Annotated in this window: 19 protein-coding genes; 2 read left to right on the top strand and 17 right to left on the bottom strand. The window is 25.5% G+C overall.

The features are described 5' to 3' along the window. Positions 1 to 11: 11 nt before the first annotated feature. The 6 genes from frr to MYE_RS01120 all read right to left on the bottom strand — a co-directional run bounded on the left by frr (position 12) and on the right by MYE_RS01120 (position 5337). Positions 12 to 560 carry a ribosome recycling factor gene (gene frr, locus MYE_RS01145; RefSeq protein ID WP_004427730.1) on the bottom strand — a complete coding sequence of 183 codons (549 nt, stop codon included), beginning with the start codon at positions 558 to 560 and terminating at the stop codon, positions 12 to 14. Between the two features lie 11 nt (positions 561 to 571). Further along, on the bottom strand, positions 572 to 1285 hold the full coding sequence (pyrH, locus tag MYE_RS01140; protein ID WP_042733192.1) for a UMP kinase: 714 nt from the start codon (positions 1283 to 1285) through the stop codon (positions 572 to 574). A gap of 154 nt (positions 1286 to 1439) precedes the next feature. Continuing rightward, on the bottom strand, positions 1440 to 2024 hold the full coding sequence (locus MYE_RS01135; RefSeq protein ID WP_052491391.1) for a hypothetical protein: 585 nt from the start codon (positions 2022 to 2024) through the stop codon (positions 1440 to 1442). A 10-nt stretch (positions 2025 to 2034) separates the two neighbouring features. Continuing rightward, a complete protein-coding gene (gene tsf / locus MYE_RS01130) occupies positions 2035 to 2922 on the bottom strand; it encodes a translation elongation factor Ts (RefSeq protein WP_042733190.1) in 888 nt (295 codons plus the stop codon). 26 nt (positions 2923 to 2948) lie between these two features. Next, the gene (gene rpsB, locus MYE_RS01125) at positions 2949 to 3761 is read right to left on the bottom strand and encodes a 30S ribosomal protein S2 (protein ID WP_042733189.1); all 813 of its coding nucleotides are present in this window, start codon (positions 3759 to 3761) and stop codon (positions 2949 to 2951) included. A gap of 226 nt (positions 3762 to 3987) precedes the next feature. Beyond that, positions 3988 to 5337: a M20 family metallopeptidase gene (locus MYE_RS01120; protein WP_042733188.1), complete on the bottom strand. Its 1350-nt coding sequence runs from the start codon at positions 5335 to 5337 to the stop codon at positions 3988 to 3990. 273 nt (positions 5338 to 5610) lie between these two features. Here MYE_RS01120 and MYE_RS04000 point away from each other — a divergent pair, with 273 nt between their 5' ends. Continuing rightward, complete coding sequence (locus tag MYE_RS04000; protein WP_052491390.1) at positions 5611 to 6750, top strand: BspA family leucine-rich repeat surface protein; 1140 nt, start codon at positions 5611 to 5613, stop codon at positions 6748 to 6750. A gap of 133 nt (positions 6751 to 6883) precedes the next feature. Here MYE_RS04000 and MYE_RS04285 read toward each other — a convergent pair whose 3' ends face one another. After that, a complete protein-coding gene (locus MYE_RS04285) occupies positions 6884 to 8416 on the bottom strand; it encodes a hypothetical protein (RefSeq protein ID WP_042733187.1) in 1533 nt (510 codons plus the stop codon). 147 nt (positions 8417 to 8563) lie between these two features. On the opposite strand from MYE_RS04285, the gene MYE_RS03995 reads away from it, so the two are divergent. Next, positions 8564 to 9784, top strand: a complete 1221-nt coding sequence (locus MYE_RS03995) for a BspA family leucine-rich repeat surface protein (RefSeq protein WP_052491389.1) — start codon at positions 8564 to 8566, stop codon at positions 9782 to 9784. 77 nt (positions 9785 to 9861) lie between these two features. Here the strand turns inward: MYE_RS03995 and MYE_RS01100 are convergent, their stop codons facing one another. From MYE_RS01100 to MYE_RS01055, 10 genes are all read right to left on the bottom strand, one after another. Continuing rightward, entirely contained in the window at positions 9862 to 10311 is a 450-nt protein-coding gene (locus MYE_RS01100; protein WP_042733186.1) for a cell division protein SepF, read from the bottom strand. Between the two features lie 10 nt (positions 10312 to 10321). Continuing rightward, positions 10322 to 11446, bottom strand: coding sequence for a cell division protein FtsZ (gene ftsZ, locus MYE_RS01095; RefSeq protein WP_004427751.1), 1125 nt, complete (start codon positions 11444 to 11446; stop codon positions 10322 to 10324). Between the two features lie 62 nt (positions 11447 to 11508). After that, positions 11509 to 12765: a hypothetical protein gene (locus MYE_RS01090; protein WP_042733185.1), complete on the bottom strand. Its 1257-nt coding sequence runs from the start codon at positions 12763 to 12765 to the stop codon at positions 11509 to 11511. Between the two features lie 9 nt (positions 12766 to 12774). Beyond that, a complete protein-coding gene (gene rsmH, locus MYE_RS01085; protein ID WP_042733184.1) occupies positions 12775 to 13704 on the bottom strand; it encodes a 16S rRNA (cytosine(1402)-N(4))-methyltransferase RsmH in 930 nt (309 codons plus the stop codon). Between the two features lie 174 nt (positions 13705 to 13878). Continuing rightward, entirely contained in the window at positions 13879 to 14058 is a 180-nt protein-coding gene (gene rpmF, locus MYE_RS01080; RefSeq protein ID WP_004427809.1) for a 50S ribosomal protein L32, read from the bottom strand. 17 nt (positions 14059 to 14075) lie between these two features. Beyond that, complete coding sequence (locus MYE_RS01075) at positions 14076 to 14597, bottom strand: YceD family protein (protein ID WP_004427811.1); 522 nt, start codon at positions 14595 to 14597, stop codon at positions 14076 to 14078. Further along, a complete protein-coding gene (pheT, locus tag MYE_RS01070) occupies positions 14597 to 16987 on the bottom strand; it encodes a phenylalanine--tRNA ligase subunit beta (protein WP_042733183.1) in 2391 nt (796 codons plus the stop codon). The genes MYE_RS01075 and pheT overlap by 1 nt, the downstream gene beginning before the upstream one ends. A gap of 12 nt (positions 16988 to 16999) precedes the next feature. After that, on the bottom strand, positions 17000 to 18052 hold the full coding sequence (gene pheS, locus MYE_RS01065; protein WP_042733182.1) for a phenylalanine--tRNA ligase subunit alpha: 1053 nt from the start codon (positions 18050 to 18052) through the stop codon (positions 17000 to 17002). A 61-nt stretch (positions 18053 to 18113) separates the two neighbouring features. After that, entirely contained in the window at positions 18114 to 18731 is a 618-nt protein-coding gene (locus MYE_RS01060) for a hypothetical protein (RefSeq protein WP_042733616.1), read from the bottom strand. Positions 18732 to 18804: 73 nt separating this feature from the next. Beyond that, positions 18805 to 23328, bottom strand: a complete 4524-nt coding sequence (locus MYE_RS01055) for an ABC transporter permease (protein ID WP_042733181.1) — start codon at positions 23326 to 23328, stop codon at positions 18805 to 18807. Positions 23329 to 23376 lie beyond the last annotated feature (48 nt).

The raw sequence follows: 23376 nt of genomic DNA, 5'->3' as shown, positions 1-23376 counted from the left end.
CCCCTTTTTAATTACATTGTCATTAATTCTTTTTCTTTAATTTTTGTTAATTCGTCTAGTTCTTTTACTGATTTATCAGTTAAGTTTTGAATTTGTTTTTCTACGTCTGAAATCATATCTTTTGATAATCCTTCAGTTTTATTAGTTTCAGAAATAGCATCACGTCTGATGTTTCTAATTCTAACTTTGTAACCTTCTAATTCTTTTTGAACTTTTTTAACTAAATCTTTACGAACATCTTCAGTTAATGGTGCGATTGGAATTCTAATTAATTCAGCATCACTAATTGGGTTTAATCCTAAATCAGCTTTATGAATTGCTCCAACAGCTTCTTGAATAATATTTCTATCATATGGTTTTACTACTATTAAGTTTGCTTCTGGAGTTGTAATTTGAGAAATTTGGTTTAATGGCATTAATGATCCATAGTAGTTAATCATAACTTTATCTAAAATAGCTCCACTAGCTTTACCAGTTCTTACTTGTTTTAAATGTTGTTTGTACGCTTCAATTGTACTTTTCATTTCTTCTTGTGCATTTTCTAAAATTAGTTCTATCATATACTTGTTTCCTATTCTATAATTGTTGATTCTAATTTATTTTGTAATACTTTGACAATGTTATTTTCTCCTGCCATGTCAAATACTTCTATTTTTAATTTAGCGTCTTTTGCTAAAGTTGCTGCAGTTAAATCCATTACCCTTAATTGTTTAACTACAAGTTCTTCGTGTGTTATTTTATCTATGAATTTAGCATCATCATTCGTTCTAGGATCTTTATCATAAAGACCTTTAACACCATTCTTAGCCATCAAAATAGCATCAGCTCCGATTTCATATGCTCTAATTGTTGCATTAGTATCAGTTGTAAAATAAGCATATCCTGTTCCACCTACAAAAATAGCAATGTAACCTTCACTCATTTTTATTCTTGCTTTTTTAAAGTTGTAATCATCAGTTACAGTTTTGATTGGTAATGATGAATAGATGTTTACTTTGTCATATCCTAATGATCTAATAGTGCTTTCTAAAGCAATTCCGTTCATCACAGTAGCCATCATTCCCATATAATCAGCATTCATTTGAGGCATACCAATATCTTGACCAAGTTTACCTCTTCAAATATTTCCTCCACCAACAACAATAGCTAGTTTTAAACCATTTCTTGCTAATTCAACTATTTGACTACAAATATTTTCTAAGCATTTTTTATCATAAACTTCACTGTCACCTTTTAAAGCCTCACCACTTAATTTTAAAAGGACAGTTTCATATTTATATTTCATTTTTCACCTCAAAATAATTAAAAATCATTCTTATTCTAATTATATAAAAAATCCTATCTTTAATTCTACATAAAAAGGATATCTTTTTTTAATGATTGAATTAAGTTTTATAAAAAAATAGCAACTTAAAGTTGCTATTTTCTAATTATTTTAATTAATTTTTTCCTGTTAATTTTTCAAAGTATTTGTTTGCATCATCATTTATGATTTCTACGTTCATTTTACTTGCATTATCAATGATTAACTTTTTAAAACTACAATTTGAAATATATCTAATTCTTTTATAAGTTCTAGAAACTTTGTAATTGATATATAAATTAGCGTTTGATGGATCGATAATGATTTTAGCAATGTTTTTGTATTCGATCTTTTCACCTAGATATAAAATAGAGTCTTCTGTTAATTTGATTGCAATGTTGTGAACAAATATAAATAATATTGCAATTCCAATTAGTGATAACAAGAATGAAATAACATTTGTAGCTATTAGATACTTGTAAGTTTTTCTGATTGAACTAATATCAGATGTTTGATATATAACTGTACCTGTTAAAGCAAATATAAAGCTTAAACCTATAATTGAAAATATAATTATAAGAAAAGATTTTCTTACTTTGCTTGCGACTGATTTTTGTTTTAAAAAATTATAAAGATAATAAGTAATAATTCCAGATATAACCAAACTAAAACAAATTAAGAATATAGAAATAACTGATAAGTATTTTTCGCTGTCAAACATAATTTTTCTCCTAGCTTAATTGAGCTGCAACTTCATCAGCAAAGTTAACAACAACTTTTTCGATTCCTTCTCCAACTTCGTATCTAACCATTTCAACTAATTCAGTTTTGTTTTTTGATAAGAAATCTCCAACTTTAAAGCTTTCATCAACAACGAATGCTTGGTCTAATAAACTAACTTCAGCTAAACGTTTTGATAATTTTCCGTTTAAAATGTTTTGTAAAACATTTTCTGGTTTACCAGCTAATTTAGGATCTTCTTTAGATTGTTCTTTAATAATGTGGAATTCTGCTTCTTTGAATTCAGCTGGAATTTGAGCCATGTTAATGTATTTTGGAGCCATAGCTGCTACGTGCATTGCAACGTTGTAAGCATCAGCTTGTTCAATGTTTCCGTTAAATACTAATAATGTAGAAACACGTTTGTTTGCGTGGTTGTAAATAGCAATTTTGTTTGAACCTTTTTCGATTAATGAAAATCTTCTTAAAACAATTTTTTCACCAATTGTTGCAGTTGCTGCTACTAAGTTTTGTTCAATAGTTTGTCCATCTTTCATAACAACCGCTAATCCTTCTTCAAGTGTTTTAGCATTTGAACATAATAAAGCTTCAGCAATTTCATCAACTAATGTTGTGAATTTTTCGTTTTTAGCAACAAAATCAGTTTCTGAGTTAATTTCTAAAATAACTGCTTTGTTTTCGTTTTCTTTTGCAAATACAACACCTTCAGCAGCAACACGATCAGTTTTTTTAGCTGCTTTAGCTAATCCGTTTTCTCTTAATCAAACAATAGCATCATCAACAACACCATTTGTAGCTTCTAAAGCTTTTTTACAATCCATCATCCCTGCTTGAGTGATTTCACGTAATTCTTTAATTAATTTTGCATCTACTGCCATGTTTTTTCTCCTTTATGTTTATTTAATTATTTTGCTTCTTTTTCAGTTGAAACTTCTTCAACTTTAGCTTCAACATTAGCTTCAGATTTTACTTGTCTTTCAGCTCTTGGTTCTCTTTTTGGAGCAACAGTTTTTAATACTGAAGGAGTCATTTTGATTTGTGCTCCTTCTGCGTAAGCTTCAACTAAAGTATTAACGATAATGTTTACTGATTCTTGTAAATCATCGTTTCCTGGAATTGCGATTGTTACCATATCTGGATCTGCGTTTGTGTCACAAATTGCGATAACTGGAATGTTTAATTTTCTAGCTTCGTGAACTGCGATTTCATCACCTTTTGGATCAACAACAACTAATGCAGCTGGTAATTTGTGCATTTGTTTAATTCCACCTAATGCTTTTTCTAATTTAGCTTTTTCTTTTAAGATTTTAATTTGTTCTTTTTTTGGTCTTAAAGCTAAACGTCCTTTTTTCTCTTCTTCTTCGATTTCTCATAAAGCTTTAATTCTGATTAAGATAGTTTTTAAGTTAGTTAAAGTTCCACCTAATCATCTGTTGTTAATGTAGAAGTTTCCACTTCTTAAAGCAGCTTCTTTAACTGCGTTTTTACCTGAACGTTTTGTTCCAACAAATAAAACTTTTTGTTGTTTTGAACCTAAGTTTTCTAATAATTTTTGAGCAACTGCTAATTGACTTACAGTTTTTTCTAAATCAATGATGTGGTTTTTGTTTTTTACTCCGTAAATGAATGGAGCCATTTTAGGGTTTCATCTTTTAGTTTGGTGACCATATTGAACACCAGCTGCAGATAATTCTTCTCTTGTAATTTCTTTTGCCATGTTTTTGTACCTTTCTTTAAATATTTGTTAGTTCTTCAAAATAATTCGAACATTTCCCACTCTTTTTATTAAATTTGAGCACTAGGTAAATGAATCCTTATTTTTGTATTGATTAATTTTAAAAAAATATATCAACATATTTAATTCTACCATTTTTTTATAGTTTTAAGAATTTAAATTTTAAATAGTCTTTTAAATATAAAAAAGAACCTTGCGGTTCTTGTTATTATTCAGTTAATAATACAATTGCTTTTGTATAAATTTCTAGCATTTTTTTCAGATCTTCAATTCACACATATTCATTGTATGCGTGCATTGTTGATTCTTCAATATCAAATTCAGCTCCAAAAGCTACAACGTTTGGCATTGATTTAGCATAAGTTCCACCACCAATAGCTAATGGTTTAGATTCTAAATCACCAGTAACTTCTTGATACACTTTCATTATTTTTTTAATTAGATCTGATTCTTTTGGAACATAAACACTATCTTCGATTGCTACAACTTCAGTTGAGATATTTAAGTTTTCTAAATAATCAGTTAATGTTGGTATAAAGATTTGTTTTGGTTCTGTAAACACTGGAACTCTAAAGTTAAAACTTGCTGTTGAAGTCCCGCTTTTAATATTTATTATTCCTAAATTTTGAGTTAATGATCCAGTTTCATCAGTAATATCACCAAACACATTTGATAAACTAAAGTCTAAATGAACATCTTTTGCTAAAAAATCAGTTATAGGGTGATGAACATCATTTTCATACATCGCTTTTGCTAGTCAAGTTGCAGCATTAACTCCAACTCATGGCATACTACCATGTCCTGCTTTTCCTTGAACTGTTAATTTTTTCTTAACTATTGAGTTAGATATTTCATTTTCAGTTAATCATTGTGAAATTTCTTCTATTTTAGGACCTTTATAAGTAACAGTGTCACAAATTATGTTAAATGCTGATCCACCTTTGATTTCAATATCAGTTTTTGTTTTTGTTTTGATATTTAAATCTACAATTCATTTTTCAGCATAAACTACAGGAAACTCTCCATCAGGAACATAACCAGCATCTCCAACACCATGATCAGCAATATAAGCACGGATTGAATCTCATGTTGTTTCTTCAGTAAGACCGAAAATCATTCTTATTTTGTATTTATCAGATTTAAATCCTTGATCTTTTAAATATTTCAACGCATATAAGTTCATCATAGTAGGTCCTTTATCATCAAATGAACCTCTACCAATTAATTTTCCATCTTCTTCAATTGGTTCAAACGGATTTGTAACTCATTGATCAATATTTCCAGGTGGCACAACATCTAAGTGACATAAAATAACAAAAGTTTTTTCACCATCACCATAATCTAAAAATCCATATCTGTTTTGAGGATCTTTAAAAGTTTTAAAACCTAATTTATTAGCTAAATCAATGGTATATTCTAAAACTTCTTTTGTTGCTTTACCATATGGAGCGTTTTCTTCAGGTTCTGTTAAAAAAGAAGGTATTGAGATAAGTTTTTTAGTTTCTTGTAAAGCTTCTGGAAAATAATTATTTATTAAATCTTTTTCATCAATTTTCATATGCTTTCTCCTTTTTATATCTCTATATAATTTTTATATCATTTTAACAACTATAATGGAAATTATACTTAAAGATTAGTTTTCGAATTTAACTAAACTAATATTAGTATAACAAGTTAAAGAATCGTGGTCTAGAAAATATATTTTAAAAGTTTTACAATAATTTTACCTAAAAAGACGGGAGAGATTATAAATGCAAAAAGATATAAATAAAAATTTAGAAGAGAAAAAGGCAGAAAAAAATGAGTATTACTTGCTTTATTACTACTTTTATTGGGTGGGGGTGCTGCTGGTACAACTATAGCTGTTGTTAACAAAAATAAAGAACAAAACCAAAACCAAAAAGAAGAACAAGAAGAAAAAGTAGATCACATTCAAGTTGCTAAATCAATTTGAGATGAGAAATTTTTAAACCAATTAATAGGACCAATCTATCATAAAAACTTAATCAAACAACTAAATAAAGAGTTAAAACAACATAATATAAACGAAGTTACACTTGTTGATTCAAATTTATCTGATGAAGTTTTAGATGGAAAAACTAGTGTTAAAGTATTTCAAAATAACAATGAAATTGAACTTTTATTTGGAGAGTTTCTTCCAGATGAAAAAGATCCAACTCTTAATGAAGAGCAAACAATTTGTACTGATATGGGGTGAAGGATTGGGAAACTAAGTGGAAAAGAGTTTATGATAGTACCTCAAATTATGCCACCAAGCGTAAAAGAAGTGCCTAATAAATTGCCGTGATTTATTAATTCTTTAGTAAAAACATTTATAGAAAATGAAAACGTTACAATTAAAGGAATAGAAGATTGAGATACATCAAATATTCAAAATATGTTCGATATTTTTCAAAATGCTAAAAAGTTTAACCAAAACATCGAACATTGAGATACATCTAGTGCAAGAATTATCGAAGCTGTATTTAAAGGTGCAGAAGAATTTGATCAACCGTTAAATAATTGAGATGTCTCAAATGTAATAAATTTTAATGGTATTTTTTGGGGGGCTAAAAAATTTAATCAAGATCTAGATAAATGAGATACTTCATCAGCAATACAAATAATAGCTACTTTTAAAGATGCCGAAAATTTTAATGGAAATATTACAACATGAAGTTTAAAAAATACAGTTGTGATTCAAAGTTTGTTTGAAGGTGCTAAAAAATTTAATCAAGATATTTCAACAAAAGAAATAACAAAACCAGATGGCTCTACTTACAAAGCTTGAGATACTTCAAATGTTGAGGTAATGGTTTGAACCTTTAAAAACGCAAAAGGGTTTAATCAAGATATTTCAAATTGAAATGTTGAAAAAGTTCTTAGAAATCAGGGTGTTTTAGATTTCTCAAAAGATAGTGGATTATCAGAAGAAAATTTACCTATAGGGTTTAGAAAACCTAAACAATAAAATCATAATAAATCAAGAACTATGAAACACAGTTAAAAAACATTAAAATAAATAATACGTGGGTTTTTAAACAAAATGAACCTTTAAATTTTTAAGTTATAATAATCTTATCAAAGGAAATTAGAAAATAAAACTAATCCAATAAGCCTAATTTTTCTTTGAGTTCGAATGATATGCGATAACATTCATTCTTAACACCTGAGACAAGTCCTGATAGTTCGTCAACTACTTCATTAGGCAATCCACTCGGGTGTTTTTTAATTGTGTTAAGAGTTTTATCTAATAGCATATGAATTCATCTTGTCTTATTTATTGTCCCTAGGGTTTTTAAGTCATGTTTTCTTTCTTCATCTAATTGTTTTCTTTTTGCTATATCAACCATTCCTCATTCATGAGATCCTTTTTCTAATATTTCAGCTTTAAAACGCATAGTTTCTGTTCTAAAGTATAGATTCTCATCTGCACCTATAACAAATTCAATACTTTCATTTTTCTTGAAATTATATCTCTTCCCATTTTCATCAATTGCAGCATAATAATTTTTTTGATATTCCACCACTCCATTCATAATTTTTCTCTTAATAGGTATGTCAAAGAAAGCTTCAACTGCCTCATTTTCTAGTTTTCTAAAAACGCTTTCTTTTTCACGTATTTTACATATGCTGTTTAGATATTCGATTAACTCATCTTTTATCGCGTTAGCTTCTTCAATTGTTTTTATATTCTTTTGTTTGAAATAAAAAGGAACGTTCTTTTGCACTGTATCTCATTTTCTTTCTATGTGTGGCTTTGCATTAGCGTTTGATGAAGAAACGACTTCTATACCCCTTTTTTCAAGCTCTATACGCGTTCTAGCGTTGTTTATTTCATCTTTTTTAAAGTTAGCCCTATTATCAGTGATTATTCTCATAGGATAGCCGTATTTTTGAAAAACATTTTCAAATATTCTTTGATATGAGTTTAGAGATTCTTCTTGGCTTTCGAAATACATATCTAACACTCTATTTGTTCCTACATCTACAACAGCAACACATGTTGCAATTGTATCGTTTTGAAAGTAGTAGTGAGTACACCCATCGACTTCTAAAACTTGTCCGAATTTGTAGTTATTAGCTGTTGCTAATCTATGTTTTTCTACAACTTTTGGAGTGTAAAAAACCAGCTCTTTGCTGTACTTAATAATTTTGTTTGCTTCGTTTTGTTTTCTTATCTTTTTAACTTCTTTTCTTGTTGTTCTTTTGCAGTATGCACTAGCAAAACCTTGTTTTATTAATTTTTTATCTAAATTTGAATATGAAATCTCATAACCAAATTTTTCTTTTAAACAACTGTGATAATTTTTCAACGTCAAAAATGAACAACTACCATTATTGTTCTCTCCTCCTGTTATTTTCATTTCACTTTGATAAATTTCACCTAAGTTGTATATTGTTTCATCATTATATTTTTGTGCATTCTTGTTATTTACATTCTTATGAGAAAGGACTATCTCCTTTCCATTATTTATAAAATCAAGATATTCTATCTTATATCTTTTTATAGTAGAAACAGATTTATTAAATTGCTTTGCTATTGATAAATATGATCTTTTAGGATCTTTTGCAAAGATATCTAATATACGTTTTTTAATTTGTGCATATGACTTATTGTCTAAAATAGTAAACATTCTAACCTCCTTTACCAATTATATGTTTTGGATCCAAAACATATAATTGGTAAGGTATCATTTTGTTTAATATTCCAGGCAGTTAAAAAACATTAAAATAAATAATAAGATATGTTTAAAAAAAATAAAACAAGTTAGGAGAATACAATGAAAAAATTTATAATACCGTTCAAAAATAAATTGTTAATAGCTTCTGGTTCACTGATTTTATTAGGGGGAGGGACAGCAGGAACAACTGTAGCTGTTGTCAACAAAATATCTAAAGACAAACAAGAAGAAATGTTTAATTCAATTTGAAAAGAAAATTTTTCAAATAAGCTAATAGACAAAATATATCACAAAAATCTAATTAATCAGTTGAACAAAGAACTAAAACAACATAAATTAAGCACAGTTTCATTAGTTGATTCAAGTTTATTAGATACAACTTTAGAAGGAAAAACTAATATTAAAGTACTACGAAATAACAAAGAAGTTGAACTTGAATTAGGAACTTTTCTTTCAAATAATAAGAGTGCAGAATTTATTGAAGATCAAACAATATGTACTGATATAGGATGACAAGTAGGAAATATCAATAACGTTTTAAATAACACTAAAGAATTTCTAATAGCACCTAATGTAATGCCAAAAACAGTTAGAAAAGTTCCTAAGAAGTTACCATGATTTATTAACGCTTTATTTACAACTTTCAAAGATAATGAAAATGAAAAAATCGAAGGTATTCAAAATTGAGATACTTCAAATATTGTTAATATGTTTTATGTTTTTCAAGATGCTAAGAAATTTAATCAAAATATAAATCATTGAAATACATCAAATTCAATGATTCTTCAAGGTGTGTTTTGAAATGCTGAATCTTTCAATCAACCTTTAAACGATTGAGATGTTTCAAAAGTAATAAACTTAAATTTACTTTTTTCAGGTGCTAAAAGGTTTAATCAACACTTAGATAAATGAGATACTTCAAATGCTATACAAATGATATCAACATTCAAAAATACCGAAGATTTTAATGGAAATATTACAACATGAAATTTAGACAAGGCTGAAGTTATTCAAGACATGTTTAATGGTGCAAAATCATTTAATCAAGATATTTCAACAAGAGAATTAACAAGACCTGATGGTTCTAAGTATAAAGCATGAGACACTTCAAATATAAGTTCAATGATTGGTGTTTTTGAAAATGCAAGTTCATTTGAACATGATATATCTAACTGAAATGTTAATAAAGTTAACGAGTCTTACAAAGTAACACGCGATGAACGAGGTAATATAACTAGTAGTACACCAACTTTTAGTAGATTTGGAGACGGAAGCAAATTAACTCCAGAAAAAATGCCTAAATTTATAGAGCCTAAATAATAAAACTAGTAGAAAACAAGATGTATATGCATCTTGTTTTTTCTTTAAAATACAAAATAAAAAGCGTTTCTAGAACGCTAATTTTTAATTGTAAATTTATAAATCATTTCGTGTAATCTAGTGTATTCACCATTTTTAACATACAATACACCAGCTATGAAATTTTTAAACCGTTTTTTGTCTTCTAAATCAAGTTTTTTTAAATCTACAAACACAACTTTTTCTTTTAATAATCTATCTGTTATTTTTTGCACTTCAGAAAAACTACTAGGAGCAATTACATTAGTTTTTGCTGATATTTTTTGAAAAGAAGTTAAATTAGAATCTACTTCATTAATAGATTTGGCTTTGTTGTCATGATTATCGTTTTCATGGTTTTGATTAGAATCAAAAACTGTAAATTTTAGTTGTTGATTTTCGTTTGAATTACTATCTGATTCATAGAAATTTTGATCAAATGATGAAGTTGGAAATTCAATGTTTGTAGTCACTTCTACTTTATGATTTTTCTTTTTTTTAAATCACATATTACTCTCCTTATTTTAAGAATGTTGGAAAATCATCTTCATCATCAATTGTTGCAAATGTAGTGCTTTGATCTTCTAAAATTTCTTCATATTCTTTTTCTTCATTTTTATCCATAATAGATTCAATGTTTGTTGATCTGTAGTATTCACTTGCTGGTTTTTTAACAAATTCTTGTTGTTGGTTAGCTGAGTTAAATCCTGTAGCAATAACTGTAACAATGATTTCATCATTTTCAGTTAATTCATCATTAATTGCCATACCAAAAATAATGTTTAAATCTTTGTTGTTAGTTGCTTGAGTAATTACATCAACTGCATCATAAGCATCATTTAAACTAACTGTGCTTCCACCAGTAATATTAACAATAATATCTTGAGCACCTGAAATTGAAGCTTCTAATAATGAAGAAGACATTGCTTTTTTAGCAGCCTCAGTTGCTTTTTCTTTTCCTGAAGCAATACCGATTCCAAATAATGCATCTCCTTTTTTAGCCATAACATTTTTAATGTCTGCAAAATCTAAGTTAATAATTGCTGGAACTGCAATTAAATCAGTAATTGTTTGAACACCTTGTTTTAAAATTGCGTCAGTTTCTTTGAATGAATCTTGAATTGGAATTCCTCCAATGTATTCTAATAATTTATTGTTAGAAATTACAATCATTGAATCAACATGTTTTTTTAATTCTTGAAGTCCACTTGTTGCATTATTCATACGGTGTTTTCCTTCAAATAAGAACGGTTTTGTTACAACCGCAATAACTAATGAACCTAGTTCTTGAGCGATTCTAGCAATAACAGGAGCAGCACCAGTACCTGTTCCTCCACCCATTCCTGCAGCAACAAAAATAAGATCAGCACCTTTTAATGCTTCTTTAATTTCTTCTTCAGTTTCTAAAGCAGCAGCTTTTCCAATTTCCGGATTTCCTCCTGCTCCTAAACCTTTAGTTGTTTGTTCTCCTAAAATAATTTTGTTTGGAACTGGAGATGATTGTAAAACTTGTGCATCTGTGTTTGCAACAAAGAATTCAACACCTTGAACGTTTTCGTTATACATTCTATTTATGGCGTTGTTTCCTCCTCCACCTACTCCAATAACTTTAATTTTTGCAACTTGATTAAATCTATTTTCCATTTTAAAAACCTTCCTTTTCTTATAGACACAAAAACCATTATCTTTATTTTATTTTATTAAATTTAATTGCTCTTGTTTTTATTTTCAAAATATTTATCAACTATTGTAGTTGTTTGTAAGCTTGTTTCGTCTTCATTTAGGTATAATTCATCAGCATTATTAGCAATATTTCTATTTGCAAACGTTGCTAGACCTATTAATGAACAAGAATCTCCACCCATAATAAAATCACCTATTCAGTTCTGACCACAAATATAATCTCTATTTGTTAGACACACTAAACTTTTAACTCCAGGGATATTTGAAATTGATCCAAAGTTGTAAATATCATATTCTTCTGAAGTTGAATCTATTATAGAATCTTTTATTTCTTGATACATTTCTATAATTTTATCATTTACTATTTCTTTTAATTTATCAGCTGTAACAATATCTAAACTTTTTGTTTTTTTATTTCATCTGCTAAACACTTTAATATCTTTTAAATTATCAGAACCAAAATCAATATTATTAAAAACATATTTAGAAGCTAAATTTAAATCAATATCCATAAATTGACTAACTTCATATAATATTTTTTCTACACCAAATGGCATTCTAACAATTTTACTTAAAATGTTATGTCTAAATAAACCTATTTCAATTTCGTTGTATCTTCAATCAACAATGATTTTAAACGGATTTTTCTTATCTGATACCATTTCATGTAAAGCAAAGATTTTAGGTTTTGCTCATAAAACTTTCTTACCAATTTTAGTAAGAGTTTTTTCATGTGATTCATACAATGTTTTATCAATTGTAATAATTGAAGAAACTATTGTTACATCTTTTCCATTCATATTTATGTTATCTAATTGGTTAAGATCAACTTTTTGATTATCAACAAATAACTCATATATTTTATTATCTAAAATTTTAATATTTTGAGAAATTTTATTTGGATCATGTAACTTAGCTGATTTTTTCATAATTAAGTTTAATGAAACTGAGTTTTTTAACTTTGAAGTGTCTTGTTGAGTTAAATCACAATGTATATTTTTTCTAATAATTGAAATATTATTAGGTAAAACTAATCCAACATCTCTTAGTTTTAAATTTTTAAATTTTAGTTCAATTGTGTTAAAGTTTTGTTCTAAAAATTTACTTACAATATTTGATTCTTTAACAACTCCTTGACTAGTTAAAATTTCAGATCCATCACCATAATAAGTATTTTCATAAACAACAACAACTTGATTTTTATAAAATCTAATTACTTCAAATTTGATTGAATGATGACGTATTTCAACAATAGGAAATAAACTAGTTTCTCTGTTCATACTAACCTCTTATTTTTTTTCAATTACTCAAAGTTTAGCACTATGACTTCTTTTGTTATTTTCTAATTCTTCATTTGTTGGTTTAATAGGTTTTTTAACAATCAATCTATAATTTGAATCTGATTCAACATGAATAGGTAGACTAGATAGAATTTGTTCTTGTTTATAATTTGTAACACTATTAAATGAATTTTTAACTATTTTTTCTTCTAATGAATGAAAAGTAATCACACATATTCTTGCTTTTTTATTTAATAATTCTAATGCTTGAGTGATTGATTCTTGTAAAGCATTTAGCTCGTTATTTACATAAATTCTTAATGCTTGAAATGTTTTTTTAGCAGGGTGTTTTTGTTGTTTTAACACTTTTTGAGGTAGTGCTTTTTTAATAACTTCAACTAATTGTAAAGTCGAATTTATAGGTCTAGAGTTAATGATTTGTTTTGCTATTTTTCTAGAGTTTAACTCATCACCATATCTAAATAAAATATCAGCAATTTGAGTTTCAGAATAAGTGTTTACAATCTCAGCAGCTGTTAATTTATTATTTGCTCGATCCATTCTCATATCTAATGGTCCATCAAATCTGTAACTAAATCCACGCTCAGCTATATCAAATTGAGGTGAAGAAACTCCTAAATCATACAATATGCCATCAACACCAAAAACATTATTTAAAGCTAATTGCATAGAAATATTACTAAAATTAGATTCGATAATTTTAAAATTAGAACTAATTTGTTTTAATTTATCTCCACTTTTTTCAATTGCTTGTTTGTCTTGATCAAAACAATATAACATTCCTTTATCTGAAAGTTTTTTTAATATTTCACTAGAATGTCCAGCTCTTCCTAAAGTACAATCTACATAAATACCATCAGGTTTAATGTTTAAATATTCTATACTTTCTTTTAATAAAACCGGTATATGTTCTTGCATTAGAAATTGCCTCCTAAATTTGCTAGTTATATTTATTCTTAATTTTTATTATACCTAATAACTAGATCTATTATTTATTAATTAAATAAGAGCTTTTTTATAATATTAATATATCACTTAAAAATATAGTTTAAAAGATAAAAAAAGAGATCTAATGATCTCTTAATGTTTTTATTAAGCTGAAACAACTTTAACTTCTTTTTGTTTGTAGAATCCACATTCTCTACATACACGGTGAGGTTTTATCATAGCCCCACAGTTAGTACATGACACGATAGCTGAAGCAACTAAAGCTAGATGACTTCTTCTTTTGTTTTTTGCAGATTTACTTGTCTTTCTAAATGGTACTGCCATGTTATTACACCCCCTTATTAATTATTGTTTTGTTTATCTTTAATAAATTCGTCAAGCTTTTCTCATCTTGGATCAACTTTATTTTGATTTTCAGTTTCGAAATTCTCTTCACTTAATAAAGTTCATCCAAAACCGTCCTTGTTAATTATATCATTAGTTAATGATAAATTGAAAGGTAAATTTATATTTATTTGTTCAATAATGTAATCAAACAAGTCAAATTCATTTTTTAAAATAATATTATTAGTTGAATCAATATCTTTATCGAAACTATATTCATCATCTCAATCAATATAATCACTATATTTAATTTCTTTTCCAGTTCTTGCATCAATTGCAGTTAGAGTGTAGTTAATAACTCCAGTTGCTCTAACAGTTTGAATAGATTCAATATAATCTAGATCAATATCAAAGTTAACATAATCAATAGATTTAACTAATGAATTAGTACAAACTACATCAGTTAAATTATCTAAATCACCTTTTAATTCTTGGTGTTTGTTTTTAGATAATTGTTGTTTTGTAAAACTTAATTTCATTATCTTATTGTTATATTTAAATTGTTTAAATTATTAATAATAACTTGAGATTGATCGTTGATTTCTTGTTCTGTTAATTGATGATCTAAACTGTTAAAAGTAATTTGTATAGTTAAAGATTTTTTATTTGATTGTTCTAATTTTTCATCAATATATTGATCGATAACTTCAACATTAGTAATGTAATTTGCACCATCTAATATTTTTTTAATCACATCACTATATTTAATATCATTATTTAATTCGATTGAAAAATCACGTTTTGAACTTTGGAATTTTGATAATTCTTTAATTTGAATTTGTTTATTTGATACTTGATTTAATTTATCTAAGTTAATTTCAACAACAATTGTTTTATCAATTTTTTTACTTTTTTCTCAACCTGGGTTTAGTCTATAAATAAATCCTAGTAATTGATCATCATATTTAATAGTTGCATTAATAAATGGATGAATTTCATCTATAACATCGTTATTAACTTGATAATCTAATTTATTTAAATCTAAATTATAAAGTTTAAAAATTGCTCCTAAAATAGATTTGTTGTAGTAAAAATCAGCATTAATTTGATTATCTGATAAATTATCTTGATAAATATTTGAAGTTGTTAAAAAGACTAAATTTCTTTGTTTAAAATTATTAAATGCATAAATATCAGCTATTTCAAATAGTTTTAATTGTTTATTATTATTTACTGAATTATAAATAGCTACATCAATTAGTGATTTACTTAAATTAGTTCTGTAAGTGTCACGTAATTTTGATAAAGGTTTTTCTAAAGTTATTAAATCTTTAATATCAAATAAGTTTCAGTGACTTGTTGAATCAAAGTTTTCTAATGAATAAGTTTTAGTATTGTTAAATCCTAATCCAATTAAATAATTAATTAATTTATTTTCTAATTTTAAATCAATATTTTTAGCTTTTTGTATAGTTTTAAAATTAATTGGTTGTTCAACGATATTATCATATCCATATAATCTAGCAATTTCTTCACAAATATCATTAACTGAATAAATATCAACTCTATTAACATCAATATCAAAAGTTAAATTATCATCTTCAACTATAACATTAAAATCTAAAGTTCTAAATAGTGATTTAATTTTTTCAACAGTTAAATTTACTCCTAATAGATCATTGATTTTTTGTAATTTAACATTAAATCTAGTATTGTTTGCAAATGTTTTTTTAACTTCAACAACTTGAGTTGCTTTTTGTATTAAATTGTATTTTTCTAATTCATTTGCAAAAGTTAAATTAGCTAATTCAAATAAGTTAGGATTGATTGGTTTTATATATCTTTGTAGCGCAATTGTTGAAGTGTTTAATATTTTTTGTTGATTTCTCATAGTAACAGTATCGATATTTAACATTAAAACAATGATATTTTTAGTGTTATTATCAACCCTAAATTTCTCTTCAACTTCTAAACCTATAATATTAACTAATTCATTTTTTACAGTTAATGCTAAAACTTTACTATTATCTTCTCTGGTGATTTCTTTTAATTCTAAATTGTTATTTTTTAATAATTTATCTTTATCAATAACAATTAAAGCTTGAGCAGTTTGAATAGCTGTTTTTAAAGCTAAATTTTCTATAATTGAATCACTAGTTTTAGTGTTATTTAATTTTAATCAAATATCATCTTTTGAATTTAGTTTAACTAAATCATTTAATTGATATTCAGAAAAGGCTATAGTTTTAACTAAGTCTTTAATATCTTCATTAACTTTAATTGTTAATTTTGAATCATTTTTTACAAAGTTATTAAAGTTATTATTTAAATTATTAATTTCTAAATTAAAGTAGTTAGCTATTTCTTTTAATAATTGAAAACTAGCTAAACAATCACTTCTATTTAAAGTTAAATCAACTTCTCATATGTAATCATCTAAATTAATAAGTTGTTTTGCTGATTGAGTTGATCTAGAATTTAAATCAATATTATCTAAATTAATGTTGTAAATATTTTTAGACTCAAATTCAGTTAAAGAACTAGTAGGAATTCCAATTTCATTTAAAGCACAAACCATACCTTGAGAAAGATTTCCTCTTATTTCTCTTTCAGTTAAAGTTAATCCATTGCTAATAGTTGATCCAACTGGAGCAACAATAACGTATTGATCTTTATCAATATTTTCAGCACCACAGATGATATCTAATGTTTTATTTTTGTTGATTTTAATTTTGTTGCTTTTTAAATGTGTGTCTGGAACTTTAACTGATTCTTCAACATATCCTACTAATAACTCAGAATTTAGATTATTAAAATCTGTAGTTTGTTCAACTTCAAATCCTAGAGAGTTAAGAGCAACACTAATTTGATCATTTGAAATATCATTTAAATTTAAAAATTGTTCTAATCATTTTCTTGTAATAATCACTTTATGTTCCTCCTATTCTGAATAAAATAAAAATTGATCTAAGAATTTAACGTTGTTTTCATAAAAATCACGAATATTTGAAATACCGAATTTTAACATACAAATTCTTTCAATACCTATTCCAAAAGCTAATCCTGTTGTAGTTGTAGGATCTAATCCATTTAATTGCATAACTTGTTGGTTAATCATTCCAGCACCTAAAATTTCAATTCATCCAGAATATTTACAAATACCACAACCTGTTGATTTACATTTAAAACAACTTATATCAACTTCAACACTTGGTTCGGTGAAAGGGAAATAGCTAGGACGCATTCTAATTGTTACTGATTTATCAAACAATCTTTGACACATATATTTTAAAATTCATTTTAAGTTAGCAAAACTAATTTTTTCTCCAACCATAAACCCATCGATTTGCATAAATTGGTGAGAATGAGTTGCATCATCATCATCACGTCTATAAACATTACCATAACTAATAATTGCTAAGTTTTTATCATCAGTTTTACTTTCTGCAAGTTTAGATAACATTCTAGAAGTCATGTTTGTACAATGAGTTCTTAACACAGTGCTTTGATTTAAATAGAAAGTATCTTGCATATCTCTTGCTGGATGACCTAAAGGCAAGTTTAATAATTGAAAGTTGTAAAAGTCTTCTTCAATTTCAGTACCACTAACCATTTCATAACCAATTTCAGTAAAAATATCACTAATTTCTTCAATAACTATATTTAATGGGTGTTTTGTACCGAATTTAAAATTATTAGAATTTAAACTTACATCTATTTTTTCTTTTTCTAATTGTTCTAATAAAGCTACTTTTTTAAGTTTTTCAGATTTTGTTTCTATTTTAGAAATGATTTCAGTTCTAATTTCGTTTGCTAGTTTTCCTATTTCTTGTTTTTCTTCTTTGCTTATATCTTTAATTGATTTTAAAATTGAATTTAAAGGTGAGTTTTTACCTAAAAATTCTTTTTTTACATCTTCAATTGATTTTAGATCATTAGCTTGTTCTATTTTTAAATTAAAATTATTTAAAATTTCTTGAGTTTGTTTTAACACACAATCACACACTTTCTACATAAAGACAATTAGTAATATTTTACTATTTTTTTACTGTTTTTTATATTGTTTTAAGTTCATTTTTAATTCTAATTAATGAGTTTTGTTTTTCTTCTAAATCAACTACATAAGCATCAATTAAAAGTTTAAAAGTATAATCATTTTTTAATTTTTTACTAATAGATTTTAAAATATTAAATAAGTTTTTTTGAAATGAAAGCTCAAGTTTTAAAAATTGATAATCATACATATAATCATGATTATATTGTTTGTTGAATTCGATTCAATTTTCTTTTAATGCATCACAAAATATTCATTTAATTAAGCTTTCATTTATAAATTCTTTTAAAGTTGAATAACAATTTAATAAAAATTTATTATACTGAATTTGGCAAAACTGAACATCTTGAGTTTCAGATAAATAAGTTTGACATGCAGTATTAGTTTTATTAAATAATTCTCTTAATTGATCAATTTTATTTTCAATACTTTCAATCATTAGAAATGAAAATTTTAATTTACTACTAGATTGTAAATAAGTTATAAAATTAGGTTTTGAAACTATGTTTGGATAAGGTTCAAAACTTCAATTGATAGATATGTTGTTATATTTAGTTTTGATATTTTTACTAATAAATTTATTACAAAATTCATTTGAAATTTTATTGTAATCTATCATATTAACTCCTTTGTGTTTATAGTTATATTTTAAATTAAAATTAACAAAAAAATATGTCATTAATGACATACTTTTATTCAGCTTGTGTAGCTTGAGTTAGTGGAGTTTTTTTAACTTGTTGGTTTGAGAAGAATCAACCAATAAATAGAATAAATGCAATAATAAAGAATGTTATAAATAAATATTGAACTTCAAATGGTAAGAAAATATAAATATGTCATTTATAACTTACATAGTATAAGAATGATAATCAAATAGCGTTTGATAATGAATAAGCTAGAATAAATGAAATAATTGCACCTATTACATAACTTCCCATAACAATTCAGTTAACTTCAAAATCTTTATATCCAATTGCCCTTAGTACTAGTATTGTTTTTTTAGATTCTCCTACAACTATATTCATAATTACTACTAAAATAATTACTAATAAGAAAGTAGTTAACACAATAAATATAGCCATAATTCGATACATAATTTTTAATACTTTTTCAATACCTTGTTTTCCTAAATTGTATGAAAGTAATTTAGAATTTAATCTTGAGTTTTTACCTGGTGTTGGGTTTGAGGTATTATAAACATCAATTTGAGTATCAACATTTCTATAAAAACTAATAAAGTCATTAAATTCATCAAACATTGAACTAAATAGTGATAAAAATACTGGTGTTTTATCTTTAATATCTAATGAGATATTTCTTTCTTTATATTTAAATGAGTTGAATGAATCTTCAATATTTTGTAAGTCAAATTCTCCATCTAATAATTTGTGTGTTGATCATAAAGTTGTAAAGTGTTTTGGAGTATCACTTTTTTTGTCGTATAAAGTATTTTCAAACATTTTTGAAGCAAACACTTTGTAATCTAAAACAAGATCAGGAACTTTTGAAAGTGATAAAGTAATTGATTTATTAATACCTACAATATTTAAAACAAATTTTCTAGCAATAGAAGTTTTAGTTTCTAGTTTTATCTTGCTATCAATACCATAACCATTAGATTTAGCATAATAATAAGGCACTATTGTGTTAAACATTGGTAATTTTTCACCTGTCTGAGGATCGATATATTCTAAATTCTGATCTGAAACTTCTTTAAATTGTTCATCAGTTATCCCTTCAAAATTTAAGAATTTTCTAATATCAGCAAATCTTTTATTATTCATTTCAAATAAATTCAATCTTAATAATCCAGAATCTTCAACAAATTTAGCTAATACAGATGACGCTAATAAATCCGTATTTTTATCATACAATAATTGGTTAAATGTTAACACAGGGTTGTTTGAGTAATTTTCTTTAAGTTTATCAAGAATTAAAGACATAAACATTACGTTTTGACTAGCATTTGATAAGTTATTTGATCCAATTAATGAGTTAACTGAAATAGGAAGAAGTCCTGGTTGTTGTTTAACTATTTCTTGTATTTCTTTTACTAGTGGGTTTGATCCAATAGTTCAGTATTTTTGATCATCAGGATCAAATTGTTTCAGTAATTCATCTTTTTCATTAACTTCATCTCAGTATTTTTGAATATTTTTTTCCTTATCAGGAGTATTTTTATCTATTTTGTAATTGTAAAACACTTTAAACAATGCATAAGTTTGAGCTAATTTATAAGAAAATGTTTTTGAGATAGAAGATAAGAATAAACTATTATGTTTTTCGTCTTGAATAGATTCTAATCCAACAAAAGTTTTAGACATATTTTCTAAATTAGGTTCATCAAAATTAAAGAATATGTCTTTATCATTTTCAAAATCTGTTAATTTTTCATCAATATTTCCATCCGCTTCTATAAGCCTTACTAGTGATTTTCATTTTTCATTTTTATTAAATAAATTAAAAGTTGAAAGCACATTTAAGAAATATTTTTTATTTTTTAAAACAGGTTCATTATCTTTTTCAGGATTTGATTTTTTTTCGTTATTTTGTAAAAATGGAGATAAACGTTTTTGAGCATATTCTAATGGAAGTAATATGGGTAATTTATCTTTTTCTTCGCTCTTATAAGTATTATTTAATAATCTAAATAATAACTCAACTCTATATCTTGAATCAGATTGGTCTGTTTGTTCTTTTAATCATTGATTAACTGTTTTTTTATCTAAGTCATGATATTTTAATTGCTCTCGGTTATCAGAATTATTTTTTGAAAAATCATATTTACCATCTTTTGAAGTTATATCAATATCTCTATTGTTTTTTCATGTTCATCTATGATCGACACTTGATTTTATTTCCGCTAAACCTTGATTAATTAATTGAGTTAAAATAGTTTGAGCTCCAAACAATAATGAATATGATAATGATGCAAACACAAATAAACATTGAACTATTGCAAATTTACCTGCTGAAGTTTTAATAAATGATAATCTCATTCTATAGTTAAAACCAATATTTCTTTTAGATAACATATCACTGAATCAACCACTTTTAATTTTTCTTTTAATTCTTTTAGCGTTGTTCATCAATGATAAAACCGGTTCTCTTATATATAAAATAGTTAATGCATAAGATAAGAATAAAAATAGTAGTGGAATTAATGCAAATAAATTAATAAATAATGTTGGTGAAAGATAAACTTTACTAAAAACAAACGTTACTGAACTTACGAAGTTTGAAGCTAGACGAAGTTGAATAGGAATTGATAGTAAATATCCTAAAAAGATTCCTAAAAATATTGTTATTCAAGTTTTTAAAGCAAATATTCATGAAAGTTCTATAACTTTATATCCAAATGATTTGAATATTCCTAACTGTCTTCTAGTTTCATTCATTTCTTTTCTTAAAGCAAAGTTAATGAATATAAAAGCAAGAATTAGAACAGTTACTCCTAAAACCATATAAATAATAACTTGAACTCTAATTGAGTTAATATCTTTTGCAACTCTTGAAAAAGTTCATTCAACATAAGGTGAAAAAGATTTATCAAAAAATGTTGTTTTTATTTCTTCGTTTGAATTTCTTTTAAAAATAATTTCTTTAAAACATTCTTCAGCAGTTAATGATTTATTGTTATTTAAATTTTTAATTTTAAATAAAACTTCATAAGATGAGTCTTTTTCTGTTGAAAAGTTTCATCTAGATTCTCTCATCTGATTAATAAAATTATCGTTTGCATATCCGGTTACAAATGTTGGTTTTTCTTGGAAAAAGTCAAAAGCTGTATTCTTAGATGAAATATCATCAAAAGTTGAACCTATACCAACAACCTTAGCATCTACTGATGATAAATAAAATGCATCTTTTTTATTAATTAATTGTAAGAATAGGTCAGCTTTATTTGAAGATGGGATTGAAAAAGTACTATTTAAATTTATGTTATTAGCTTTTGCAAAAGCTGAAGAAATAACTATTTCAGGAATAGTGGTTTTACTATAATCTATGTCTTGGTTTCATTTTTCAGCAAATCTTGAACCACCGTAATTTTTCTCATCTAATTGAACTTGGTTAAAATATTTATTACTATTATTATTTTTAAATTGTTCGATATCAGATGTTAATTGTAATGTTTTCATTGGTAATAATTGACCAACTTGTTGTTCATTTAAAGTAAAGCTTTTAGTGGTTTGAACCGAATATTTATCAGAATGGTTACTAATTATTTTATTAATTAAATAAATTCTATCGTCATGATCGTTTACAGATAAAATTTTGTTTTCATATTTTTCAGAAAACATATCAAAAGTTGGTAAATATACTTCTTTTTTCTTTTCATTAATATCTTTTGATATTTCACTAAATTTTTCTTGAATATATGAGAATAATTGACTTATTCTTCTCTCATTTATTAATTTTCTAATTTCAAGAATGTCATTTTTTATCTGATTTTTATCAATTGATTTTATACCATTTATAAGAAATAAGTCATCGATTTTTGAATAAGATCTATAAGCTTCAGAAACAAGAAAGTTAAGATCTTTGTTTTCTGGTTTAAAAGAATTTAAGTCTAAAGTTTCTGGTATTTTAAGTTTATTATTTTCATCAAATTTTATATCTAATTTATTAAAAACATTATTTTTAACAAAATTTCTAAGTAATCTTTTTGAAATTTCATTTACTACATTTTTAAGATTAAAATTAGTTCTTTCATCAGCATTTTCTATAAAAGCTGTACTTTTCAATAAAGCACCACTTCTATATTTTTGTAAATCACTGTTAATTAGATCGCTTATATAGTTTGCAATAATTATGTCTTTTTCTGAATTTAAATTTAAAATATATCTATTATCTTTTCTTTCGGGTAAATCATTTTTGAAATTTTGCTCTATTTCACTGTTGATAGCTTCTATATAACGATCTGAAAGAACATTTTTAATTTCATCATCTCTATCTTCATCTTTTAATTCTTCATTTAAATAAAAGTAATTGTAAGTAAACTCAGGACTATAAGTCATGTTTTCACTTCTAATTAATGAATTATATGAAATATTAGTTTTTGATAATTTGTTTATTCTTGAATTTAATTGTAATGGTGTTGATAACATTCCTAAAATTACAGTTGACAACATTATAATAAAAAACAAAATACCAAAAGTAGTTACGAAGTTTTTTTGAAAGAAAGTTTTTAAATAACTTTTTATTATATTTTTCATATTTAAAAACACCTTCTTTCATATCCTTACTAATTATAATTTATCACA

Origin of the sequence: Mycoplasma yeatsii GM274B (genome assembly GCF_000875755.1) — a bacterium.
Lineage (GTDB): Bacteria > Bacillota_I > Bacilli_A > Mycoplasmatales > Mycoplasmataceae > Mycoplasma > Mycoplasma yeatsii.
The sequence above is the reverse complement of the archived record's forward strand: the minus strand, read 5'-3'. Positions and strand labels throughout refer to the sequence as shown.